Origin of the sequence: Burkholderia sp. SJZ089 (assembly GCF_007828315.1) — a bacterium.
Classification (GTDB): domain Bacteria; phylum Pseudomonadota; class Gammaproteobacteria; order Burkholderiales; family Burkholderiaceae; genus Burkholderia; species Burkholderia gladioli.
The window spans coordinates 1-21,849 of record NZ_VIUM01000013.1 but is presented as its reverse complement, the minus strand read 5'-3'; the positions used below and the strand labels follow the sequence as shown (position 1 = coordinate 21,849).

22 protein-coding genes are annotated in these 21,849 nt (G+C 67.4%); 20 read left to right on the top strand and 2 right to left on the bottom strand.

Annotated features, from left to right (window positions below):
* The first annotated feature begins 87 nt into the window (after window positions 1-87).
* From FB600_RS23050 to cysM, 15 genes are all read left to right on the top strand, one after another.
* Window positions 88-690 carry a DUF2059 domain-containing protein gene (locus tag FB600_RS23050; RefSeq protein WP_043216520.1) on the top strand — a complete coding sequence of 201 codons (603 nt, stop codon included), beginning with the start codon at window positions 88-90 and terminating at the stop codon, window positions 688-690.
* A 160-nt stretch (window positions 691-850) separates the two neighbouring features.
* The gene (serC, locus tag FB600_RS23045; RefSeq protein ID WP_096749537.1) at window positions 851-1,933 is read left to right on the top strand and encodes a 3-phosphoserine/phosphohydroxythreonine transaminase; all 1,083 of its coding nucleotides are present in this window, start codon (window positions 851-853) and stop codon (window positions 1,931-1,933) included.
* A 37-nt stretch (window positions 1,934-1,970) separates the two neighbouring features.
* Window positions 1,971-3,053, top strand: a complete 1,083-nt coding sequence (gene pheA / locus FB600_RS23040) for a prephenate dehydratase (protein WP_025100612.1) — start codon at window positions 1,971-1,973, stop codon at window positions 3,051-3,053.
* A 92-nt stretch (window positions 3,054-3,145) separates the two neighbouring features.
* Window positions 3,146-4,072 carry a prephenate dehydrogenase gene (locus FB600_RS23035; protein ID WP_096749536.1) on the top strand — a complete coding sequence of 309 codons (927 nt, stop codon included), beginning with the start codon at window positions 3,146-3,148 and terminating at the stop codon, window positions 4,070-4,072.
* A 10-nt stretch (window positions 4,073-4,082) separates the two neighbouring features.
* Complete coding sequence (gene aroA / locus FB600_RS23030; protein WP_145757446.1) at window positions 4,083-5,384, top strand: 3-phosphoshikimate 1-carboxyvinyltransferase; 1,302 nt, start codon at window positions 4,083-4,085, stop codon at window positions 5,382-5,384.
* Window positions 5,385-5,397: 13 nt separating this feature from the next.
* A complete protein-coding gene (gene cmk / locus FB600_RS23025) occupies window positions 5,398-6,087 on the top strand; it encodes a (d)CMP kinase (RefSeq protein ID WP_096749534.1) in 690 nt (229 codons plus the stop codon).
* A 172-nt stretch (window positions 6,088-6,259) separates the two neighbouring features.
* Complete coding sequence (gene rpsA / locus FB600_RS23020; RefSeq protein ID WP_013696999.1) at window positions 6,260-7,990, top strand: 30S ribosomal protein S1; 1,731 nt, start codon at window positions 6,260-6,262, stop codon at window positions 7,988-7,990.
* 22 nt (window positions 7,991-8,012) lie between these two features.
* A complete protein-coding gene (locus FB600_RS23015; protein ID WP_145757447.1) occupies window positions 8,013-8,330 on the top strand; it encodes an integration host factor subunit beta in 318 nt (105 codons plus the stop codon).
* Between the two features lie 191 nt (window positions 8,331-8,521).
* Window positions 8,522-8,815: a lipopolysaccharide assembly LapA domain-containing protein gene (locus FB600_RS23010; protein ID WP_013697001.1), complete on the top strand. Its 294-nt coding sequence runs from the start codon at window positions 8,522-8,524 to the stop codon at window positions 8,813-8,815.
* 49 nt (window positions 8,816-8,864) lie between these two features.
* Entirely contained in the window at window positions 8,865-10,037 is a 1,173-nt protein-coding gene (gene lapB / locus FB600_RS23005; protein ID WP_025099019.1) for a lipopolysaccharide assembly protein LapB, read from the top strand.
* A gap of 73 nt (window positions 10,038-10,110) precedes the next feature.
* Complete coding sequence (locus FB600_RS23000; RefSeq protein WP_096749532.1) at window positions 10,111-11,511, top strand: UDP-glucose dehydrogenase family protein; 1,401 nt, start codon at window positions 10,111-10,113, stop codon at window positions 11,509-11,511.
* Window positions 11,480-12,457 carry a D-glycero-beta-D-manno-heptose-7-phosphate kinase gene (gene rfaE1, locus FB600_RS22995; protein ID WP_013697004.1) on the top strand — a complete coding sequence of 326 codons (978 nt, stop codon included), beginning with the start codon at window positions 11,480-11,482 and terminating at the stop codon, window positions 12,455-12,457. Before FB600_RS23000 ends, rfaE1 begins: the two co-directional genes overlap by 32 nt.
* Window positions 12,458-12,513: 56 nt before the next feature.
* Complete coding sequence (gene rfaD, locus FB600_RS22990) at window positions 12,514-13,506, top strand: ADP-glyceromanno-heptose 6-epimerase (RefSeq protein ID WP_013697005.1); 993 nt, start codon at window positions 12,514-12,516, stop codon at window positions 13,504-13,506.
* A gap of 75 nt (window positions 13,507-13,581) precedes the next feature.
* A complete protein-coding gene (locus FB600_RS22985) occupies window positions 13,582-13,917 on the top strand; it encodes a ComEA family DNA-binding protein (RefSeq protein WP_017918748.1) in 336 nt (111 codons plus the stop codon).
* 235 nt (window positions 13,918-14,152) lie between these two features.
* Window positions 14,153-15,055: a cysteine synthase CysM gene (gene cysM, locus FB600_RS22980; RefSeq protein WP_036053687.1), complete on the top strand. Its 903-nt coding sequence runs from the start codon at window positions 14,153-14,155 to the stop codon at window positions 15,053-15,055.
* Window positions 15,056-15,156: 101 nt separating this feature from the next.
* Here the strand turns inward: cysM and mltB are convergent, their stop codons facing one another.
* A complete protein-coding gene (mltB, locus tag FB600_RS22975) occupies window positions 15,157-16,389 on the bottom strand; it encodes a lytic murein transglycosylase B (protein WP_096749530.1) in 1,233 nt (410 codons plus the stop codon).
* 180 nt (window positions 16,390-16,569) lie between these two features.
* Here mltB and FB600_RS22970 point away from each other — a divergent pair, with 180 nt between their 5' ends.
* A complete protein-coding gene (locus FB600_RS22970) occupies window positions 16,570-17,493 on the top strand; it encodes a histone deacetylase family protein (RefSeq protein WP_036037647.1) in 924 nt (307 codons plus the stop codon).
* A 106-nt stretch (window positions 17,494-17,599) separates the two neighbouring features.
* Here the strand turns inward: FB600_RS22970 and FB600_RS22965 are convergent, their stop codons facing one another.
* Window positions 17,600-18,439 carry an alpha/beta hydrolase gene (locus tag FB600_RS22965; protein ID WP_096750650.1) on the bottom strand — a complete coding sequence of 280 codons (840 nt, stop codon included), beginning with the start codon at window positions 18,437-18,439 and terminating at the stop codon, window positions 17,600-17,602.
* A 290-nt stretch (window positions 18,440-18,729) separates the two neighbouring features.
* Between FB600_RS22965 and FB600_RS22960 the strand changes: the two genes are divergently transcribed.
* From FB600_RS22960 to FB600_RS22945, 4 genes are all read left to right on the top strand, one after another.
* Window positions 18,730-19,764 (top strand): methionine ABC transporter ATP-binding protein, encoded by a 1,035-nt coding sequence (locus tag FB600_RS22960; RefSeq protein ID WP_013697011.1) that lies wholly within the window; start codon window positions 18,730-18,732, stop codon window positions 19,762-19,764.
* The gene (locus tag FB600_RS22955) at window positions 19,754-20,407 is read left to right on the top strand and encodes a methionine ABC transporter permease (RefSeq protein WP_013697012.1); all 654 of its coding nucleotides are present in this window, start codon (window positions 19,754-19,756) and stop codon (window positions 20,405-20,407) included. The genes FB600_RS22960 and FB600_RS22955 overlap by 11 nt, the downstream gene beginning before the upstream one ends.
* Before the next feature lie 136 nt (window positions 20,408-20,543).
* Window positions 20,544-21,335, top strand: a complete 792-nt coding sequence (locus tag FB600_RS22950; RefSeq protein ID WP_145757448.1) for a MetQ/NlpA family ABC transporter substrate-binding protein — start codon at window positions 20,544-20,546, stop codon at window positions 21,333-21,335.
* Window positions 21,336-21,571: 236 nt separating this feature from the next.
* A partial coding sequence (locus FB600_RS22945; protein WP_409995238.1) for an electron transfer flavoprotein subunit beta/FixA family protein occupies window positions 21,572-21,849 on the top strand: 278 nt, incomplete at its 3' end.

The following is a 21,849-nucleotide window of genomic DNA, read 5'->3' as shown; positions in this document are numbered from 1 at the left end:
GCGGCTGCCCGCCGCCCGTACCCGAGCCGCTGAGCGGCCGGGGCGGGCGGTGCAAGAAATCGTTCATATTTCCATGAGGGAGTGATGATGCAAAAACAATTCAAGCAACTGGTGCTGCTGGCAGCCATCGTGCCGACGTTCGCCATGGCGCAGTCGCTGTCGAACCAGGCGCCGGCTGCTTCGGCCGTGGCAGCAGCGCCGATCGACGCCGACAAGAAGGCGGCGATCAGCGACCTGCTGAACGCCATCGACGCACCGAAGCTGGTTGGCGCGATCGCCAACAGCGCGGAAATGCAGTCGAAGCAGCTCGTGCCGGCGATCCTGTCGGACGCGCTGTCGGAGAACAAGACGCTGACGGACGCGCAGAAGCAAGCTGCCGTGCCGACCCTGCAGAAGAACTCGGTGCAGAAGCTGGTTGACGGCGCTGGCAAGGTGTTCGATTCGCAAGGTTTCAAGAACGACGCGATGCAGGCTCAGTACGACGCTTACGCGAAGTACTACAGCACCTCGGAAATCAAGGACCTGACGACGTTCTACAAGAGCCCGACGGGCCGCAAGTTCATCCAGGTGCAGGACCAGGTCGGCCGCGATGTGGTCAACGGCCTGATGCAGAAGTACATGCCGCAAGCGATCCAGGCAACCCGCGCCCAGGCCGACAAGGAAGTCGCGGCCGTCAAGCCGGGCAAGTAAGCACGCGTTCCTGCCCCCGCCGGCGCGAGCGCGCCGGTTTGGCGGGGTGGCAACGTCGGTGCGATAATGGCCGTTTGCGCGCGAGCGCAAGCGGCCATTTCTTTTCTGGCGCGGCATCCGGCGGGTTCCGGGTGCGCCGCGTCCCTCCCGAGGTTCCAAGATGCGCGTTTTCAATTTCTCCGCCGGTCCCGCGGCCATGCCCGAGGACGTGCTGCGCCAGGCAGCCGACGAGATGCTCGACTGGAACGGCAGCGGCATGAGCGTGATGGAGATGAGCCATCGCGGCCGCGAGTTCACCTCGATCCATGAAACCGCGCTGGCCGACCTGCGCGAGCTGCTGGCCGTGCCGGACAACTACCGCGTGCTGTTCCTGCAAGGCGGCGGCATCGCCGAGAACGCGATCGTGCCGATGAACCTGCTCGGCACGCGCCAGAACGTCGACTTCGTGGTGACCGGCGCCTGGTCGCAGAAGTCGTTCAAGGAAGCGCAGAAGTACGGCACTTCACACCTGGCCGCCACCGGCCGCACCGAGGACGGCTTCACGCGCGTGCCGGCCTTCTCCGAATGGCAGATGTCGGCCGATCCGGCCTATGTGCATCTGTGCACCAACGAGACCATCGACGGCGTCGAGACCTTCGACATCCCCGATACGGGCAGCGTGCCGCTGGTGGCGGACGTCTCCTCACACATCCTGTCGCGTCCGCTCGACATCAGCCGCTACGGCGCGCTGTTCGGCGGCGCGCAGAAGAACATCGGCATGGCGGGCGTCACGCTTGTGATCGTGCGCGAGGACCTGCTCGAACGTGCCCTGCCGATCTGCCCTTCGGCCTTCGAATGGAAGACGGTGGCCGCCAACAATTCGATGTACAACACGCCGCCCACCTATGCGATCTACATCGCCGGGCTGGTGTTCAAGTGGCTGAAGGCGCAGGGCGGCCTGGAGGCGATCGAGGCGCGCAACGTCGAGAAGGCGGCGCTGCTCTACGACGCGATCGACGCCAGCAGCTTCTATCTCAACAAGGTGGAGAAAAACGCGCGTTCGCGCATGAACGTGCCGTTCTTCCTCGCCGACGAAACGCGCAACGAAGACTTCCTTGCCGGCGCGAAAGCGCGCGGGCTGCTGCAGCTGAAGGGCCACAAGTCCGTCGGCGGCATGCGGGCGTCGATCTACAACGCGGTGCCGCTCGCGGGCGTGAAGGCGCTCGTCGAGTACATGAAGGATTTCGAGCGCGGCCAGGCCTGACGGCTTCGGGCGCGCTCATCAAGCACGGCTATTCAGCATGGACGACGAACTCAACTCCCGACTCAAACCCCTGCGCGAGCGTATCGACGCGATCGATACGCAATTGATCGCGCTGCTGAACCAGCGCGCCGCGGTGGCGCTCGAGGTCGGCGAGGTCAAGAAGGAATTCAAGGCACCGGTGTTCCGCCCCGAGCGCGAGCAGCAGGTGATCGCGCGTCTGCAGGAGATGAGCGAGGGGCCGCTGGTCGGCGAGCACATCAATGCGATCTGGCGCGAGATCATGGCCGCCAGCCGCTCGCTGGAAAAGACCATCCGCGTGTCCTTCCTCGGGCCGATCGGCACCTACAGCGAACAGGCGATGTTCGAATACTTCGGGCAATCGATCGAGGGGCTACCCTGCCCGTCGATCGACGAGGTGTTCCGCGGCGTCGAGGCCGGCGCCTCGGAATTCGGCATCGTGCCGGTCGAGAATTCGGCCGAGGGCGCAGTCTCGCGCACGCTCGACCTGCTGCTGCACACGCAGTTGCTGATCGGCGGCGAGCTGTCGCTGCCGATCCACCACAACCTGCTCTCGCAAAGCGGCAGCCTCGACGGCGTGAAGCGCGTCTGCGCGCATGCGCAGTCGCTCGCGCAATGCCAGCGCTGGCTGGCCGCCAACGCGCCGCACCTGGAGCGCCAAGCGGTGGCGAGCAACGCCGAGGCGGCGCGCCTGGCAGCCGACGATCCCAGCGTGGCGGCGATCGCGGGCGACCGCGCGGCGATCCATTACGGCCTGCAGATCGCCTATTCGATGATCCAGGACGATCCGCACAACCGCACACGCTTCGTCACCATCGGCCGCGCGCCGACCGGGCCCAGCGGCTGCGATCAGACCTCGCTGATCGTGTCGGTCAAGAACGAGCCGGGCGCCGTGTTCAAGCTGCTCGAGCCGCTCGCGCGGCACGGCGTGTCGATGACGCGCTTCGAGTCACGGCCGGCGCGAGTCGGCACCTGGGAGTATTACTTCTATATCGACATCGAGGGCCATCGCGACGACGCGTCGGTGGCGGCGGCCCTGACGGAGCTCGGCGGCAAGGCCGCGTTCCTGAAGATCCTCGGTTCGTATCCGCGCGCGCGCTGAAGCCCGGGGCGCCGCGGCCACGGCCCGGCGCCGCATCGCTATGTCCATCCCCCGCACGGGCTCCGGCTCGTGCGTTTAACCTGGCCACTGCCGTGTCTGATTTTTCGTTCAACAAACTGGTGATTTTCGGCGTCGGCCTGATCGGCGGTTCGCTGGCGCGCGCGCTGCGCGAGCGCGGCACCGGGCAGGCCGGCCGCGTGATCGGCGTCGGCCGTTCGCCGGCCTCGGTCGAACGCGCGCGCGAGCTGGGCGTGGTCGACGCGATCGCCTCGCTCGACGACGAGGCGCAACTGCGCGCCGCGCTCGATGGCGCCGACCTGGTGTTGCTGGCCGTGCCGGTCGCGCAGACCGGGCCGCTGCTGGCGCGCATCGCGCCGCTGCTCGATCCCGCCACCATCGTCACCGACGCCGGCAGCACCAAGTCCGACGTGGTGGCGGCCGCGCGCGCCGCGCTCGGCGAGAAGATCGCCCAGTTCGTGCCGGCCCACCCGATCGCCGGGCGCGAATCGAGCGGCGTCGAGGCCGCGCTGCCGGATCTCTACGTCGGCCGCAACGTGGTGATCTGCGCGCTGCCCGAGAACCCGGCCGCCTCGGTCGAACGGGTCGACGCGATGTGGCGCGCCACCGGCGCGGTGACGCGCGCCATGGACCCGGCCCAGCACGACCGCGTGTTCGCCGCCGTCAGCCACCTGCCGCACGTGCTCTCGTTCGCGCTGGTCGAGCAGATTCTCGGCGAGGCCGACGCGGAGCTGAAGTTCTCGTTCGCCGCCGGCGGCTTCCGCGATTTCACGCGGATCGCGGCCTCCAGCCCCGAGATGTGGCGCGATGTCTGCGTCGCCAACCGCGGCGCGCTGCTTGACGAGCTCGACGCCTACACGCGCGTGCTGGCACGCCTGCGCGAGGCGATCGAGGCCGGCGACGGCGCGGCGCTCGAGGCAGTGTTCGTCCGTTCGCGCGCGGCGCGCACGGCATGGCAGGAGCGCGGCGGCAAGCCCGCCTCCGGCCCGGTTCAGTCTTAACAGGATCATTATGGAATTCCTCGATCTCGGTCCGTATTCCCAGGCTTCGGGCACCGTGCGCCTGCCCGGCTCGAAGAGCATCTCGAACCGCGTGCTGCTGCTGGCCGCGTTGTCCGAGGGGGTGACGACGATCACCAACCTGCTCGACTCCGACGACACGCGCGTGATGCTGGCCGCGCTGGCCGCGCTGGGCGTGACGCTGTCGCGCGACGGCGACACCTGCGTGGTGACCGGCGCCGGCGGCGCGTTCCCCGCCAAGACGGCCGACCTGTTCCTCGGCAATGCCGGCACCGCGGTGCGCCCGCTGACGGCCGCGCTGGCCGTGAACGGCGGCGATTACCGCGTGCACGGCGTGCCGCGCATGCACGAGCGGCCGATCGGCGATCTGGTCGACGGGCTACGCCAGATCGGCGCCGCGATCGACTACGAGCAGAACGAAGGTTTCCCGCCGCTGCGGATCCGCCCGGCCGCGATCGCGATCGACGGCCCGATCCGGGTGCGCGGCGATGTCTCCAGCCAGTTCCTGACCGCGCTACTGATGGCGCTGCCGCTGGTCGGCCAGCCGGGCGGCGCGAGCGTGCTGGAGGTGGAGGGCGAGCTGATCTCCAAGCCCTATATCGAGATCACCATCAAGCTGATGGCGCGCTTCGGCGTGCAGGTCGAGCGCGACGGCTGGCAGCGCTTCACGGTGCCGTCCACGCGCTACCGTTCGCCGGGCTCGATCATGGTGGAGGGCGATGCCTCATCGGCTTCCTACTTCCTGGCGGCCGGCGCGCTCGGCGGCGGCCCGCTGCGGGTCGAGGGCGTCGGCCGCGCCAGCATCCAGGGCGACGTCGGTTTCGCCTCGGCGCTGATGCGCATGGGCGCGAACGTCTCGATGGGAGACGACTGGATCGAGGTGCGCGGCATCGGCCACGATCACGGCAAGCTCGAGCCGATCGACATGGACTTCAACCTGATCCCCGACGCGGCGATGACGATCGCGGTCGCCGCGTTGTTCGCCGATGGCACCAGCACGCTGCGCAACATCGCCAGTTGGCGCGTCAAGGAAACCGACCGGATCGCCGCGATGGCGACCGAACTGCGCAAGGTTGGCGCAACCGTGGAGGAGGGCGCCGACTACCTGGTGGTGACGCCGCCCGCGCAACTGCTGCCGAATGCGGCGATCGACACCTACGACGACCACCGCATGGCGATGTGCTTCTCGCTGGTCAGCCTAGGCGGCGTGCCGGTGCGCATCAACGACCCGAAGTGCGTGGCCAAGACCTTCCCCGACTATTTCGACCGTTTCACCGCGCTCGCCGGGCGCTGAGCCGTTTGTCCAGATGAAATCGACCCGACCATTCCATCCGACCCCCGTCATCACGATCGACGGCCCGACCGCTTCCGGCAAGGGCACCGTCGCCACGCTGGTGGCGGCCCACCTCGGTTTCCACCTGCTCGACAGTGGCGCCTTGTACCGGCTCGCTGCGCTCGCGAGCCAACGCTACGGGATCGAGCCTGACGACGAGGCGGGGCTGGCGAAGCTGGTCGACGACCTGCACATCACCTTCCGCGAGGGCTGCGCGCAGCTCGACGGGGTCGATGTTTCCGACCAGATCCGCGCCGAGGCGGTCGGCAACCGCGCTTCGGCGATCGCCGTGCACGGCAGCGTGCGAGCCGCGCTGGTGGCGCGCCAGCGGGCATTCCGCAAGACTCCGGGGCTGGTCGCGGACGGCCGCGACATGGGCACCGTGATCTTCCCCGACGCCGGCCTCAAGGTGTTCTTGACGGCGAGTGTCGAGGCCCGCGCGGCGCGCCGGCATAAGCAATTGATGCAAAAAGGTTTTTCTGCTAATATTGACAACTTGCTCCAGGATTTGCGTGAGCGGGACGCACGAGACAGCAATCGCGCGGCCGCGCCGCTCAAGCCCGCGGAGGATGCGAAGCTGCTCGATACCTCGGGCCTGACGATCGAACAAGCGGTCGAGCAGGTCCTGGCTTGGTACCGGGAAGCCTCGGGCCAGCCGGCCTGAACCTGCCGGCGGCGCAACGAATCAGGCAGTACCCGCAGCATGCAGTGGCAGTAGGTGCTTCAGGCGTCCGGCGCGGGCCGGTTCCCGAAGCGTGTTTCAACCCTTAACCCCGTGTGGCGATCGCACCGCCAGCCAGGCCAGGTGGCCCAGGCAAGAGAGACGGCGCGGCACCATGCACAATCCGATTTTTATGTCCGACCTGCAAACCTCCACCCCGAATACCGAATCCTTTGCGGCCCTGTTCGAAGAGTCGCTGACCCGTCAAGACATGCGCGCCGGCGAAGTGATCTCCGCCGAAGTCGTGCGTGTCGACCACAACTTCGTGGTCGTCAACGCGGGTCTCAAGTCCGAGGCCTACATTCCCATCGAGGAATTCCTGAACGATCAGGGCGAGGTTGAGGTCCAGTCGGGCGATTTCGTTTCCGTCGCGATCGACGCGCTGGAAAACGGCTATGGCGACACGATCCTGTCGCGCGACAAGGCGAAGCGTCTGGCTTCGTGGCTGTCGCTGGAAAAGGCACTCGACAACAACGAACTCGTCACCGGCACCATCACGGGCAAGGTGAAGGGCGGCATGACCGTGATGGTCAACGGCATCCGTGCCTTCCTGCCGGGTTCGCTGGTCGATACGCGTCCGGTCAAGGACACCACGCCGTACGAAGGCAAGACGCTCGAGTTCCGCGTCATCAAGCTCGATCGCAAGCGCAACAACGTGGTGCTGTCGCGCCGCGCCGTCATCGAAGCCACCCAGGGTGAAGAGCGCGCCAAGCTGCTCGAGACGCTGAAGGAAGGCGCGATCGTCAACGGCGTGGTCAAGAACATCACCGACTACGGCGCATTCGTCGACCTCGGCGGCATCGACGGCCTGCTGCACATCACCGACATCGCATGGCGTCGCGTGCGTCATCCGAGCGAAGTCCTCTCGGTTGGCCAGGAAGTCACCGCCAAGATCCTCAAGTTCGACCAGGAAAAGAACCGCGTCTCGCTGGGCATCAAGCAGCTGGGCGACGATCCGTGGGAAGGCATCTCGCGCCGTTACCCGTCGGGCACGCGCCTGTTCGGCAAGGTCACCAACATCACCGACTACGGCGCATTCGTCGAAGTGGAATCGGGTATCGAAGGCCTGGTCCACGTGTCGGAAATGGACTGGACCAACAAGAACGTCGCACCCTCGAAGGTTGTCCAGCTGGGCGACGAAGTCGAAGTCATGGTCCTCGAGATCGACGAAGATCGTCGTCGTATCAGCCTCGGCATGAAGCAGTGCAAGCCGAACCCGTGGGATGACTTCAGCCGCAACTTCAAGAAGGGCGACAAGATCACCGGCGCCATCAAGTCGATCACCGACTTCGGCGTGTTCATCGGTCTGCCGGGCGGCATCGACGGCCTGGTCCACCTGTCGGACCTGTCGTGGAGCGAGTCGGGCGAGGAAGCCGTTCGCAAGTACAAGAAGGGCGACGAAGTCGAAGCCATCGTGCTGGGCATCGATGTCGAGAAGGAACGCATCTCGCTGGGCATCAAGCAGCTCGAAGGCGATCCGTTCAGCAACTACGTCGCGATGAACGACAAGGGCTCGATCGTCGACGGCGTCGTGAAGACGGTCGACGCGAAGGGTGCCGTCGTCACGCTGACGGGCGACGTCGAAGGCTACCTGCGCGCATCGGAAATCTCGCAGGATCGCGTCGAAGACGCACGCAACGTGCTGAAGGAAGGCGACAAGGTCAACGCGATGGTGATCAACATCGATCGCAAGTCGCGCGGTATCAACCTGTCGATCAAGGCCAAGGATTCGGCTGAGCAGCAAGAAGCCATCCGCGGTCTGCAATCCGACAGCAGCTCGGCTGCCACCGGCACGACGAACCTCGGCGCTCTGCTGAAGGCAAAGCTCGACGGCCAGAACCAGTAAGCCTCGCGAGGTCTGCTGAAGTATGACCAAATCCGAGTTGGTCGCCCAGTTGGCAACGCGATTTCCGCAACTTGTCCTCAAGGATGCGGATTTCGCGGTGAAAACGATGCTCGATGCGATGTCGGACGCTTTGTCCAAAGGGCATCGCATCGAAATTCGCGGCTTCGGCAGCTTCGGTCTCAACCGCCGTCCGGCCCGCGTGGGCCGCAACCCGAAGTCGGGCGAGAAGGTGCAGGTACCCGAGAAGTACGTACCGCATTTCAAGCCCGGCAAGGAGTTGCGCGAACGTGTCGATGGCCGCGCCGGCGAACCGTTGAAGCACGACAGCGACGACGAGTGATCGTCTCGTTGCCCGAAGCCCTGCCAGCCGGCATGGCTGTGAAAAGCGCCCCTAGCGGGCGCTTTTTTTATGCCTGTCGCCGCCTGTGCGGATCAGATGCGCGGTTGGCGAAACGCTTCCATTACAATACGGGCACTTCAGGCGCGGCGCAGCGGGAGCACGCACGCGCAACAAGTTGACAGGAGGGCTCCATGAAATTCGTCGTCTGGCTGATCCGTGTGCTGGTGTTCGTGCTGCTGCTGGTGCTGGCGCTGGCCAATACGCAAACCGCGACGCTCAACTTCCTCGCCGGCTACAACTGGCAGGCACCGCTGATCCTGATCGGCCTGGCATTCTTCGGTGTCGGCCTGATCGCCGGCCTGCTTTCGGCGCTGCCGGCCGTGCTGCGCATGCGTCTCGAGAACGGCCGCCTCAAGCGCGACCTGCGTTCGGCCCGCGAGACCCCGGTGGTAGTCGACCAGCCGCCGATGCCGCCCGTCATTTAACGATCGTCGGGCCGCCGCACGCGCGGCCCCGACCTAGCCTCGATACCTCATGGATCTGGATTTCTGGTGGCTGCTGGCCATCCCCGTCGCGTTCGCCTTCGGCTGGGCGGCGTCCCGCTACGACCTCAAGAAGCTGTTGTCGGAGAATGCGAACCTGCCGCGCTCGTATTTTCGCGGCCTCAACTTCCTGCTCAACGAGCAACCCGACCAGGCCATCGATGCCTTCATCGAGGTCGCCAAGCTCGATCCCGAGACGGTCGAGCTGCACTTCGCGCTCGGCAACCTGTTCCGCCGGCGCGGCGAAACCGATCGCGCGATCCGCGTCCACCAGAACCTGCTGAACCGCGACGACCTGCCCGTCAACGAGCGCGATCACGCGTTGTACGAGCTGGGCCAGGATTTCCTCAAGGCCGGGCTGCTCGATCGCGCCGAGGAATCCTTCCACCGCCTCGCCGACGGCGATTACGCGCTCGGCGCGCAGCGCGCGCTGCTGACCATCTACGGCATCGAGAAGGACTGGAACAAGTCGATCCAGACGGCGCGCAAGATCGAGACCATGAGCGGCAGTTCGCTGTCGACCGAAATCGCGCAGTTCCATTGCGAGCTGGCCGGCGAGGCGCTGGCCAGGAAGGACGGCGCGGCCGCGGCCCAGCAGTTGCGCGACGCGCTGGCCGTGAATCCGCACAACGTGCGCGCCACCATCCTGTCGGGCGAGGCGGCCGAGGCCGCCGGCGATCACCAGGCGGCGATCGCCCATTGGCGTCGCGTCGAGCAGCAGAACGCCGCCTACCTGCCCTTGGTGGCCGAGAAGCTGATGAAGGCCTATATCGCGCGCGGGCAGGCGGCCGAAGGCGCCGAACTGCTGACCGACTATGCCGATCGTTATCCCTCGAACGATCTGCTCGACGTCGCCTTCCAGTACGTGGCCGAGCTGCGCGGCGCCGATGCTGCGCACACGCTGGCGCGCACCCAGATGCAGAAGGCGCCGAACCTGTCCGGCATGCTGCACCTGCTCGACGCGCAGATCGCCACGGCCGACGAGCCGCGTCGCGGCGAACTCGAGATGATGCGCGCGCTGGTCAAGCAACGGACCAAGAACCTGCCGCGCTACACCTGCCATGACTGCGGTTTCCGCGCACGCCTGTTCTACTGGCAGTGCCCCGGCTGCAGCGGCTGGGAGACCTACGCACCGCGGCGTGTCGAGGCCGGCGTGGCCAACTAGGCGCGCACCACACTCCGTCAAGAATGCGGCGCAGAATCATGCTTAACCTCCGGAACGAATCACCGGGAAACCTATGAAAATCACCATCATCGGCACCGGCTACGTCGGTCTCGTCACGGGCGCCTGTCTCGCCGAGATCGGCCATGACGTGTTCTGTCTCGACGTCGATCCGCGCAAGATCGAGATCCTGAACCAGGGCGGGATCCCGATCCACGAACCCGGCCTCAAGGAAATCATCGCGCGCACGCGCGCGGCCGGTCGGATCACGTTCTCGACCGACGTCGCGGCCAGCGTCGCGCATGGCGAGATCCAGTTCATCGCGGTGGGCACGCCGCCCGACGAGGACGGCTCGGCCGACCTGCAATACGTGCTCGAGGCGGCCCGCAATATTGGCCGCCACATGACCGAGGCGAAGGTGATCGTCGACAAGTCGACGGTGCCGGTCGGCACCGCCCTGCGCGTGCACGGCGTGGTGGCCGAGGCGCTCGCGGCGCGCGGGCTCGGCAACAGTCCCGCGCATCGTTTCTCGGTGGTCTCGAACCCGGAATTCCTGAAGGAAGGCGCGGCTGTCGAGGACTTCATGCGGCCCGACCGCATCGTGATCGGCGTCGACGACGACGAGGTGGGCAACGTGGCGCGCGAGAAGATGAAGAAGCTCTACGCGCCGTTCAACCGCAACCACGAGCGCACCATCTACATGGACGTGCGCTCGGCCGAATTCACCAAGTACGCCGCCAATGCGATGCTGGCCACGCGCATCTCGTTCATGAACGAGATGTCGAACCTGGCCGAGCGCGTGGGCGCCGACATCGAGGCGGTGCGCCGCGGCATCGGCTCCGATCCGCGCATCGGCTATCACTTCCTCTATGCCGGCGTCGGCTACGGCGGCTCGTGCTTCCCGAAGGACGTGCAGGCGCTGATCCGCACCGCGGCCGAGAACGGCCAGCCGCTGCGCATCCTCGACGCGGTCGAGGCCGTCAACCATGCGCAGAAGAGCGTGCTGCTGGCCAAGATCGAGAAGCGCTTCGGCACCGATCTGTCGGGGCGCACCTTCGCCGTCTGGGGCCTGGCCTTCAAGCCCAATACCGACGACATGCGCGAGGCGCCGAGCCGAACCCTGATCGCCTCGCTACTGGCGCGCGGCGCCTCGGTGCGGGCCTACGACCCGGTCGCGATCGACGAGGCGCGCCGCGTGTTCGCGCTCGACCTGGGCGACGATGCCGCCGCGCAGGCGGGCCTGGCCTTCGTGCCGAGCAAGGAAGAGGCCGTCACGGGCGCCGACGCGCTGGTGGTGGTCACCGAATGGAAGGAATTCAAGAGTCCCGACTTCGCGCATCTGAAGTCGGTGCTCAACGCGCCGGTGATCTTCGACGGGCGCAATCTCTACGAACCCGAGGCGATGGCCGAACTCGGGATCGACTACCACGCTATCGGACGTCCGCATGTCGCAGCCCAATCCTCCGCGCGCGGCTGAGGCCGCCGCCAGCGTCGCGACGGTGCCGCGCGAGCGGCTCGCCGCATCGCGCGTGCTCGTGGTCGGCGACGTGATGCTCGACCGCTATTGGTTCGGCAACGTCAACCGGATCTCGCCCGAGGCGCCGGTGCCGGTGGTGCATGTGCAGCGGCAGGAAGAGCGGCTCGGCGGCGCGGCCAACGTGGCGCGCAACATCGTCACGCTCGGCGCGAACGCGGGCCTGCTCTGCGTGGTCGGCACCGACGAGCCGGGCGAGCGCATCGTCGGCCTGCTTGGCGAGAGCGGCGTGGAAACCCACCTCGAGCGCGACGCGCAACTGCCCACCACCATCAAGCTGCGCGTGCTGGCCCAGCAGCAGCAGTTGCTGCGCGTGGACTTCGAGGCCTCGCCCCAGCACGAGGTGCTGCTGGCGGGGCTGGCGCGCTTCGACACGCTGCTGCCCTCGCACGGCGTGGTGCTGATGTCCGACTACGCCAAGGGCGGCCTCACGCATGTCACCACCATGATCGCCAAGGCGCGCGCGGCGGGTCTGCCGGTGCTGGTCGACCCGAAGGGCGCCGACTGGGCGCGCTACCGCGGCGCCTCGCTGATCACGCCGAACCGGGCCGAGCTGCGCGAAGTAGTGGGTGGCTGGCATTCCGAGGACGACCTGCGCGCGCGGGTGCGCGAGCTGCGCGCCTCGCTGGCGCTCGACGCGCTGCTGCTGACGCGCTCGGAAGAGGGCATGACGCTGTTCTCCGAGGCCGGCGAGCTGAACGTGCCGGCGCTCGCGCGCGAGGTGTTCGACGTGTCCGGCGCGGGCGACACGGTGATCGCCACCGTCGCGGCCATGCTCGGCGCGGGGCTCTCGCTCGACGCGGCCGTGATGCTGGCCAATCGCGCGGCCGGCATCGTGGTCGGCAAGCTCGGCACGGCCACCGTCGAATATGGCGAACTGTTCAACTGAGCGACGCGCGCGATGCGCGCCGCTTCGTACTTACATCTTCTGACAGCAGGACGATCATGACCCTCATCGTCACCGGCGCAGCCGGCTTCATCGGCGCGAATCTCGTCAAGGCGCTCAACGAGCGCGGCGAGACGCGCATCATCGCGGTCGACAACCTGAGCCGCGCCGACAAGTTCAGGAACCTGGTCGATTGCGAGATCGACGACTATCTCGACAAGACCGAATTCGTCGAGCGCTTCCAGCGCGGCGATTTCGGCAAGGTGCGCGCGGTGTTCCACGAAGGCGCCTGTTCGGACACGATGGAGACCGACGGCCGCTACATGATGGACAACAACTTCCGCTACAGCCGAGCGGTGCTCGACACCTGCCTGGCGAACGGCACGCAGTTCCTCTATGCCTCGTCGGCGGCGATCTACGGCGGCTCGACGCGCTTCGTCGAGGAACGCGAGGTGGAGGCGCCGCTCAACGTCTACGGCTATTCGAAATTCCTGTTCGACCAGGTGATCCGCCGCGTGCTGCCGGACGCGAAGAGCCAGATCGCCGGTTTCCGCTACTTCAACGTCTATGGCCCGCGCGAGACGCACAAGGGCCGCATGGCCTCGGTGGCGTTCCACAACTTCAACCAGTTCCGCGCCGAGGGCAAGGTCAAGCTGTTCGGCGAGTACAACGGTTACGCGGCCGGCGAGCAGACGCGCGATTTCGTCTCGGTCGAGGACGTGGTGAAGGTCAACCTGTTCTTCTTCGATCATCCGGAGAAGTCGGGCATCTTCAATCTCGGCACGGGCCGCGCCCAGCCCTTCAACGACATCGCCAGCTCGGTGGTCAACACGCTGCGCGCGCTCGACGGCCAGCCGCCGCTGACGCTGGCCGAGCAGGTCGCGCAGGGGCTGATCGAGTACGTGCCGTTCCCCGATGCGCTGCGCGGCAAGTATCAGTGCTTCACGCAGGCCGACCAGTCGAAGCTGCGCGCGGCCGGCTACGACGCGCCGTTCCTGACCGTCCAGGAAGGTGTCGACCGTTACGTGCGCTGGCTGTTCGGCCAGCTATAAAGCAGCCCGAATCATCCCTAGACTGGGTCTCACGGTCGGCAGCCGCCGGCCGTTTTTCTTGATGGGGAGATCCGGATGCTGAAGAAGATTCTGGTGGTGGCGATGTGGTTTGCGGGGCTCGCGCAGGCGTGGGCGGCAGTCGACGTCAATCAGGCCAACGACGAGGCGCTGCGCGGCATCAAGGGCATCGGCCCGGCCAAGGCCCGCGCGATCGTCGAGGAGCGCGAGGCGCATGGCCCGTACAAGGACACGGCCGATCTCGCGCGGCGCGTGAGCGGCATCGGCGAGAAATCGGTCGAGCGGCTGGTGGCCGAGGGCTTGACGGTCGGCGCGGCCAAGGCACCGGCCGCGACTCCTCCCGCGGCGGCCGCACGCGGCGCGGCGGCGCCCGCCAAGGCAGCGGGCAAGTGAGGCGCAGGCGTGCCGCATGAGGCACGCCCGGCCAGGCGATGCCTGACGACTCCTTCAGCCGTCGGCGGCCCGACGGTTTCCCGCGGCCCTGCCGCGGGTTTTTTGCGTGATGCCGACCGAGGTTCGCGCCTGCCGTGAACCAGCGCGCCGTCGCGTGCCGATCCCGCCCCGCGCGGTCGACTCGGCGCTGGATTACAATCGGCGGATTCACCGGCATCGCAATCACATTACGTCCATGGCTTACAAAACTATCGAAGACACGATCGGCAACACGCCGCTCGTGCAACTCGTCCGGCTGCCGGACGACGAGATTCGCGCTCGCAACAACGTGATCCTGGCCAAGCTCGAAGGGAACAACCCGGCCGGCTCGGTGAAGGACCGGCCCGCGCTGTCGATGATCCGCAAGGCCGAGGAACGCGGGCGCATCAAGCCGGGCGACACGCTGATCGAGGCGACCAGCGGCAATACCGGCATCGCGCTGGCGATGGCCGCGGCGATCCGCGGCTACAAGATGGTGCTGATCATGCCCGAGGATCTCTCGGTCGAGCGCCGCCAGAGCATGGCCGCCTATGGCGCCGAGATCATGCTGACGCCGGTCAAGGGCGGCATGGAGTTCGCGCGCGACCTGGCCGACCAGATGCAGCGCGAAGGCAAGGGCGTGATCCTCGACCAGTTCGCGAATCCCGACAATCCGCTCGCGCACTACGAAACCACCGGCCCCGAGATCTGGCGCGACACCGAAGGCCGCGTCACGCACTTCGTGTCGGCGATGGGCACCACCGGCACCATCATGGGCACCTCGCTGTTCCTCAAGGAAAAGAGCGAGCGTATCGAGATCGTCGGCGCGCAGCCGGAGGAAGGCTCGCGCATCCCCGGCATCCGCAAGTGGCCCGAGGCCTACATGCCGAAGATCTTCGACCGCAGCCGGGTCGACCGCGTCGAGAACGTGAGCCAGGCCGCCTCGGAAGCGATGGCGCGCAAGCTCGCGGCCGTCGAGGGCATCTTCTGCGGCATCTCCTCGGGCGGTGCCTGCGAGGTGGCGATGCGGATCGCGCGCCAGGTCGAGAACGCGACCATCGTCTTCATCGTCTGCGATCGTGGCGATCGTTATTTGTCGACGGGCGTGTTCCCCGCCTGATCGTCGATGTCGCGATGAAACGCGCCGCGCGGGCGCCGCCATGAAAAAAGCGCTGCCCCGAAGAGGCAGCGCTTTTTTTATCGGCAATCGCGGGATCTTGCCTACTGCGTGGCCAGCATCTTCTGCTTGACGCGCTCGCCGAGCTGGTAGACCGCCAGGGCGTAGAAGAAGCTGCGGTTGTAGCGTGTCAGCACGTAGAAGTTCTGCAGACCCAGCTTGTACTCGGTCGCGCGGTTGGGGCTGGGCAGGTCGACTACCGTCACCGGCGTGCTGGCCTCGGCGCGCACGTCGACCGAGGGTTCGTCGAGCGCCAAGCCGGCCTGCGTCAGTTGCGACAAGCTCAGGTGCGGCTCGGGCTTGCCGTCGGCCGCGGCCTGCGCGACACCCTGGCTGCCCGCATCGGGCGCGATCTCCCAGACCACCGGGCGGCCCGGCTGCCAGCCGTGCTGCTTCAGGTAGTTGGCGACGCTGCCGATCGCATCGGCGGTGCTCGCGCGCAGGTCGATATGGCCATTGCCCTCGTAGTCGACCGCATAGGCGCGGATGCTGCTCGGCAGGAACTGAGGAATGCCGATCGCGCCCGTGTACGAACCCACCACGCTGGTCGGGTCGATCTGGCTGTCGCGCGTCCAGACCAGGAAGTCCTCCAGGTTCTTGCGGAAGGTCGCCTGCCGGTCGGCGCGGTTCGGCGTGTCCGGATAGTCGAAGGCGAGCGTGGTCAGCGCGTCGAGCGCGGGGAAGTTGCCCATGTAGCGGCCGTAGATGGTCTCGACGCCGATGATGCCGACGATCACCTCGGGCGGCACGCCGAACTCGGCCGAGGCGCGCTGCAGCGTGGCCTGGTTGGCACGCCAGAACTTCACGCCGGCGTTGATGCGGATCGTGTCGAGAAAGCGCGACTGGTAGACGCGCCAGTTCTTCACCGAGGGCGAGGGCGCCGGGCGCACCAGCTTGACTGCGGTGGCCGAATAGTTCGCAGTGGCGAACAATGCGCGCAGGCGCGCCGGATCCAGGCCGTCGCGCGCGGCGACCTCGTTGATGAAGGCGTCGACCTTGGGATTGTTCGCGTACTGCCGCGGCACGATCTGTTCCTCGGACGGCGACAGGCCGGCGGCCGGCAGGGGCTGCGGGGCCGCCGGCTGGGCCGGCGCGGGCGCCGGGGCCGCGGCGGGCGTGGTCGCGATCGCCGGGCTTGCCTGCGAGGCTTGCGGGCCGGCCGGCGTCTGCGCGCATGCGGCCAGCGTCGCGACCACCGCCGCGAGCGCGAGGCTCGTGAGCGGCAAACGTGAGCGGAAACGAAGCGGGGAGGAGACAGCGGACGATCGGAAAGTCATGGGAACCGGGGGAGAGGACGACGCGGTTGAGTTCGGGCCAGTATAACTGAGGCATCCCGCGCCCCGGCTCGGCATGCCGGCCGCTGTGGTAAGTTAGCGGCGGATTCGCACGCGGCCAAACGCGTCATCATCATCGAAGGAGACTCGCGGCCCGGACGCGCTGGGGCCGCGAAACACGTCATGGCAACCGCCTTTTACACGCATCCAGACTGCCTGCTGCACGAGATGGGCGAATGGCATCCGGAATGTCCGTCGCGGCTGTCGGCGATCCAGGATCAGCTGATCGCGAGCCGCATCGACGAACTGATCGAGCACGAAAGCGCGCCTTTCGCCAGCGAGGCCGCCCTCGCGCGCGTGCACACGCGGGCCCACATCGACTACATCAAGTCGAACGTGCCGTCCGAAGGCTACTGCGAGCTCGATCCCGATACCTCGATGAACCGCCATACCTGGCAGGCAGCCCTGCGCGCCGCGGGTGCCGCGATCGCGGCCACCGACGCGGTGCTCGAGGGCCGCTACGACAACGCCTTCTGCAGCGTGCGCCCGCCCGGCCATCATGCCGAGCCGGCGCGTGCGATGGGCTTCTGCTTCTTCAACAACGTGGCGATCGCCGCGCGTCACGCGCTCGACGTGCACGGGCTCGAACGCGTCGCCGTGATCGACTTCGACGTGCATCACGGCAATGGCACCGAGGCCGCCTTCTCGAACGACCCGCGCGTGCTGATGTGCAGCTTCTTCCAGCACCCGCTGTTCCCCTTCTCGGGCACCGAGCATCCGGCGCCGAACATGCTCAACGTGCCGGTGCCGGCGCGCACCAGCGGCATGGCGATTCGCGAGACGGTGGACATGCTGTGGCTGCCGCGGCTGGAGGCGTTCCGCCCGCAGATGCTGTTCGTGTCGGCCGGCTTCGACGCGCATCGCGAGGACGATCTCGGCCGAATGGGTCTGGTCGAGGCCGACTACGAATGGTTGACCACGCAGATCTGCGAGATCGCCCGCAAGCATGCGCAGGGGCGCGTGGTGAGCTGCCTCGAGGGCGGCTACAACCTGTCGGCGCTGGGCCGCAGCGTGGTCGCGCACCTGCGCGTGCTGGCCGGCGTCTGAGCGCCGGAGGCGCGCCGCCGGCCGGCGTGTGCCTCGGCGACGGCGTCTCCTCGACGCTTGGCTACCGTCTTGTCGGCGCGGCCTTTCCCGATTTCCTTCTACGAGTTCAACTGCGCGCCACGATCCAGTCGATCAGCGCGCCGATCACGCGCTCTCGTTCGAGGTCGTTCATGGTCTCGTGGTAGTTGCCTGCGTAAAGCGTGAGGGTCTTGTCGGCCGGCCCGGCCTGCGCGCCGAACTCGCGGCTGCCTTCCGGTTCGGTCAGCTTGTCGGCGGTGCCGTGGTAGATCAGCGTCGGCAGCGCCAGCGAGGCGCGCCCGCGCGCGATGCGCTCCATCGCGACCAGGATTTCCGCGCCGGTGCGCGCGGGCACGGCGCCGTGCTGGACCAGCGGATCGGCGCGGTTCGCGGCCACCACCTCGGGGTCGCGCGAGAGCAGGGCAGCATCGATCTTCAACGCCGGAAAACGCGGCCAGGCACGGCTCATGAAGCGACTGGCCGCCAGCATCCAGCGCGGCACGTCGCGGCCGGGCGCCAGCGCGGGGCTCGACAGCACCAATCCGGCGAAGGGCTGCCCGCGCGCCGGCGCGCGCTCGATGGCATACAGCGCGGCGATCGCGCCGCCCATGCTGTGGCCCATCAGGAACAGCGGCACGCCCTCGCGCCTGGCGAAACTCACCAGGGCATCGGCGTCGTCGAGGTATTGGTCGAAGCGATCGACCCAGGTGCGACGGCCCGGCGAGCAGCCGTGGCCGCGCAGGTCGATGGCCACCAGCTCGATGCCGGCCGCCGCCAGCCGCGCGGCCAGCGCGTCGTAGCGGCGCGCGTGCTCGGCCAGGCCGTGGAGCAGGGCGACGGTGGCGCGCGGCGCCTGGCGGCCACCATCGGCCGCGGCCCAGCCTTGCCAGCGAAAAGCCACCAGCCCGAGGCCGTCGGCGCTGCGCACCTGGGCGCGCGCCGGGCGGCCGGCCCGGGCCTCGGGCCCGGATGAAGAGGCTGTCGCGTTCATCGGCGGTGTCTCCGTTAATCGTTCTGGGTTGCCGAGGATCATAGTCGCGCCGCGACCGGCCTGCGCGGGAACGCACCTCTAATTTCGCCTGGTTATGAAAGCGGCGAAATCGATTATTAAGGGAAATGAGGCCCTTGCGTTAAAATGCGCGGCTATTCCCGGATATGACGGCGGCCGCCGGCGAGGCCCGACACGATCGGCTTCGCAGCTTCCGCCGTTTTGTTTACATGATCGAAATTCGCAACCTGTCGCAGCGATTCGCCGGGCCGCAAGGCTGGATCGAGGCGCTGCACGACGTCAACCTGACGATTCCCCGCGGCGAGGTGTTCGGCATCATCGGCCGCAGCGGTGCCGGAAAGAGCACGCTGGTGCGCACCATCAACCTGCTCACGCGCCCCAGTGAGGGCAACGTGGTGGTGGACGGCCGCGACCTGACCGCGTTGTCGGCGGCCGATCTGCGCGCCGCGCGCCGCGACATCGGCATGATCTTCCAGCATTTCAACCTGCTGTCCTCGCGCACCGTCTACGAGAACGTGGCCCTGCCGCTCGAGCTGGCCGGCGTGAAGCGAGCGGAAATCGAGGCGACCGTGCTGCCCCTGCTGGAGCTGGTGGGGCTGACGGCGCAGAAGGATCGCTACCCGGCCCAGATCAGCGGCGGCCAGAAGCAGCGCGTGGGCATCGCGCGGGCGCTGGCCAGCAAGCCCAAGGTGCTGCTGTCGGACGAGGCGACCTCGGCGCTCGACCCGGAAACGACGCGCGCGATCCTCGACCTGCTGCGCAGGATCAACCGCGAACTGGGCCTCACCATCGTGCTGATCACGCACCAGATGGAGGTGATCAAGCAGGTCTGCGATCGCGTGGCGGTGCTCGATGCCGGCCGCGTGGTCGAGACCGGGCCGGTGATCGAGGTCTTCATGCAGCCGCACCACGAGGTCACGCGCGCGCTGATCGGCGACGTGATCGCGCAGGAATTGCCGCCGGCGCTGAAGGCACGCGTGGCCGAGCGCCTGAAGAGCGGTCGTGGCCACCTGCTGCGCCTGGCCTTCACCGGCAGCGGCGTGGACCAGCCGATCCTGTCGGAGACGATCCGCCGCTACGAGCTGGACTTCAACATCCTGCATGGCCAGATCGACGAGATCCAGGGCCAGGCCTTCGGTTCGCTGGCGGTGCTGGCGGGCGGCGAGCCCGGCAAGGTCGGCGAGGCGCTCGCGTATCTGCGCGAGCAGGGCGTGGTGGTCGAGGAGTTGTCGCATGTTGAGTGAAATGCTGGATATGTTCGTGCAGTCGTTCTGGGAGACGCTGATCATGGTCGGCATCTCGGGCGTGGTCGGCGCGCTGGTCGGGCTGCCGCTCGGCGTGCTGCTGTACCTGACCGATCGCCAGGGCGTGCTGCAGAACCTCGGCGTCAATCGCGCGCTGGGCGGGCTGGTCAACGCGGTGCGCTCGACTCCCTTCATCATCCTGCTGGTGGCGGTGATTCCGTTCACGCGCCTGATCGTCGGTTCGTCGATCGGCACCGCCGCCGCCGTGGTGCCCCTGACGCTGGCCTCGGCGCCGTTCATCGCGCGGCTGGTCGAGACCGCGCTGCGCGAGGTCGACCGCGGGCTGATCGAGGCCGCGCTGGCGATGGGCGCCACCACCCGCCAGATCGTGTTCAAGGTGCTGCTGCCCGAAGCCTGGCCCGGCATCGTGGCGGGGCTGACCATCACCTTCGTGTCGCTGGTCGGCTACTCGGCGATGGCCGGCGCGATCGGCGGCGGCGGCCTTGGCGATCTCGGCATCCGCTATGGCTACCAGCGCTACGAGCCCGAGGTGATGTGGACCGTGGTGGTGATCCTGATCGTGTTCGTGCAGATCGTGCAGTCGTTCGGCGACTGGCTGGTGCGTCGGCTCAGTCATCGCTGAACCAGCGTTGAAGCCCTGGCCGGCGGTCGACGCCGCTATTGCTGATTCCCCGTCGGGCCCTCGCGCGGCCCGTCGCCCTTGCCGACCCGATCGCCTGGCTTGATGCCGGGCGATCCTCATCACGGAGCCTGTCCCGATGCAAAGACGCAAGCTTGTCGCCGGCGCGCTGCTGGCTGCCGCCGTGCTCGGTTTCGGTGCCGCGCGCGCGGCGGCCGAGACGATCCGCGTCGGCGTGACGGCCGGCCCGCATGCGCAGGTGATGGAGGCGGTGAAGAAGGTGGCCGCCGCGCAGGGGCTCGAGATCCGCATCGTCGAGTTCTCCGACTACGTGCAGCCCAATGCGGCGCTGGCGGCGGGCGACCTCGACGCGAACAGCTACCAGCACGCGCCGTATCTGGCCGCGCAGGTCAAGGATCGCGGCTACCGGATCGTGCGCGTGGCCGATACCGTGACCTTCCCGATGGGCATCTATTCGGAGCGGATTGCGTCGCTGTCGGCGCTGCCCAAGGGCGCGCGGATCGCGATTCCGAACGATCCCACCAATGGCGGGCGGGCCCTGCTGCTGCAGAAGCAGGGCGTGATCAAGCTGCGCGACGGCGCGGGGCTCGCCGCGACGCGTTTCGATATCGTCGGCAATCCGTCCGGCGTGAAGATCGTCGAACTGGACGCGGCGCAGATCCCGCGCTCGCTGGCCGATGTCGACGCGGCCGTGATCAACACCAATTTCGCGATGGAAGCGGGCCTGCAGCCCAGGCGCGACGCGATCGCGATCGAGAGCGCGGACGGCCCTTACGTGAACATCCTGGCGGTGCGCGAGGCGGATCGGGGCAAGCCCTGGGTCGCCAAGCTGGTGGCCGCCTACCGCTCGCCCGAGGTGAAGCGCTATCTGGAAGGCAAATTCGGCGGCGCGGTGATCGCGTCGTGGTGACCAGCGGGCGGTGGAGCATCGTGCGTGCCGGCGATTAGAGGCGGGGGTCCAAAACCCGGGCTTGGCGTCCGGGTTTTTTCTCCCTTAAAATAGAACGATCGTTCGCTATTGCCGGCGTGTCGCCGAATGCCGTTATCCTCGTCGGTCGAGGGGCCGCGAGGCCCGGGTTGCCGCCTCGGAGGTGGGCGACACTATAAAATGGCCGTCGGTCGTATTCGTAACTTTGGAGCGTGTGCATGAAAATCCTGGTGCCGGTAAAGAGAGTGGTCGACTACAACGTGAAGGTTCGCGTGAAGTCGGACGGAACGGGCGTCGATATCGCGAACGTGAAGATGTCGATGAACCCGTTCGATGAGATCGCGGTGGAAGAGGCGGTGCGCCTGAAGGAAGCGGGCACGGCGACGGAAGTGATCGCCGTATCGATCGGCGTGGCGCAGGCGCAGGAGACGCTGCGCACGGCGCTGGCGATCGGCGCGGACCGCGCGATCCTGGTGGAAGCCGGCGAAGGCGTGGA

Bases quoted from the DNA above. Each gene is read 5' to 3' on its own strand.
- FB600_RS23000 (WP_096749532.1), top strand. From the start codon at position 10,111: ATGAAAATCACCATCATCGGCACCGGCTACGTCGGTCTCGTCACGGGC.
- FB600_RS23010 (WP_013697001.1), top strand. From the start codon at position 8,522: ATGAAATTCGTCGTCTGGCTGATCCGTGTGCTGGTGTTCGTGCTGCTG.
- FB600_RS22960 (WP_013697011.1), top strand. From the start codon at position 18,730: ATGATCGAAATTCGCAACCTGTCGCAGCGATTCGCCGGGCCGCAAGGC.
- rfaD (WP_013697005.1), top strand. From the start codon at position 12,514: ATGACCCTCATCGTCACCGGCGCAGCCGGCTTCATCGGCGCGAATCTC.
- FB600_RS23050 (WP_043216520.1), top strand. From the start codon at position 88: ATGCAAAAACAATTCAAGCAACTGGTGCTGCTGGCAGCCATCGTGCCG.
- FB600_RS22950 (WP_145757448.1), top strand. From the start codon at position 20,544: ATGCAAAGACGCAAGCTTGTCGCCGGCGCGCTGCTGGCTGCCGCCGTG.
- rfaE1 (WP_013697004.1), top strand. From the start codon at position 11,480: ATGTCGCAGCCCAATCCTCCGCGCGCGGCTGAGGCCGCCGCCAGCGTC.
- serC (WP_096749537.1), top strand. From the start codon at position 851: ATGCGCGTTTTCAATTTCTCCGCCGGTCCCGCGGCCATGCCCGAGGAC.
- rpsA (WP_013696999.1), top strand. From the start codon at position 6,260: ATGCACAATCCGATTTTTATGTCCGACCTGCAAACCTCCACCCCGAAT.
- pheA (WP_025100612.1), top strand. From the start codon at position 1,971: ATGGACGACGAACTCAACTCCCGACTCAAACCCCTGCGCGAGCGTATC.
- cmk (WP_096749534.1), top strand. From the start codon at position 5,398: ATGAAATCGACCCGACCATTCCATCCGACCCCCGTCATCACGATCGAC.
- FB600_RS22985 (WP_017918748.1), top strand. From the start codon at position 13,582: ATGCTGAAGAAGATTCTGGTGGTGGCGATGTGGTTTGCGGGGCTCGCG.
- FB600_RS23015 (WP_145757447.1), top strand. From the start codon at position 8,013: ATGACCAAATCCGAGTTGGTCGCCCAGTTGGCAACGCGATTTCCGCAA.
- FB600_RS22955 (WP_013697012.1), top strand. From the start codon at position 19,754: ATGTTGAGTGAAATGCTGGATATGTTCGTGCAGTCGTTCTGGGAGACG.
- aroA (WP_145757446.1), top strand. From the start codon at position 4,083: ATGGAATTCCTCGATCTCGGTCCGTATTCCCAGGCTTCGGGCACCGTG.
- FB600_RS22970 (WP_036037647.1), top strand. From the start codon at position 16,570: ATGGCAACCGCCTTTTACACGCATCCAGACTGCCTGCTGCACGAGATG.
- lapB (WP_025099019.1), top strand. From the start codon at position 8,865: ATGGATCTGGATTTCTGGTGGCTGCTGGCCATCCCCGTCGCGTTCGCC.
- mltB (WP_096749530.1), bottom strand. From the start codon at position 16,389: ATGACTTTCCGATCGTCCGCTGTCTCCTCCCCGCTTCGTTTCCGCTCA.
- cysM (WP_036053687.1), top strand. From the start codon at position 14,153: ATGGCTTACAAAACTATCGAAGACACGATCGGCAACACGCCGCTCGTG.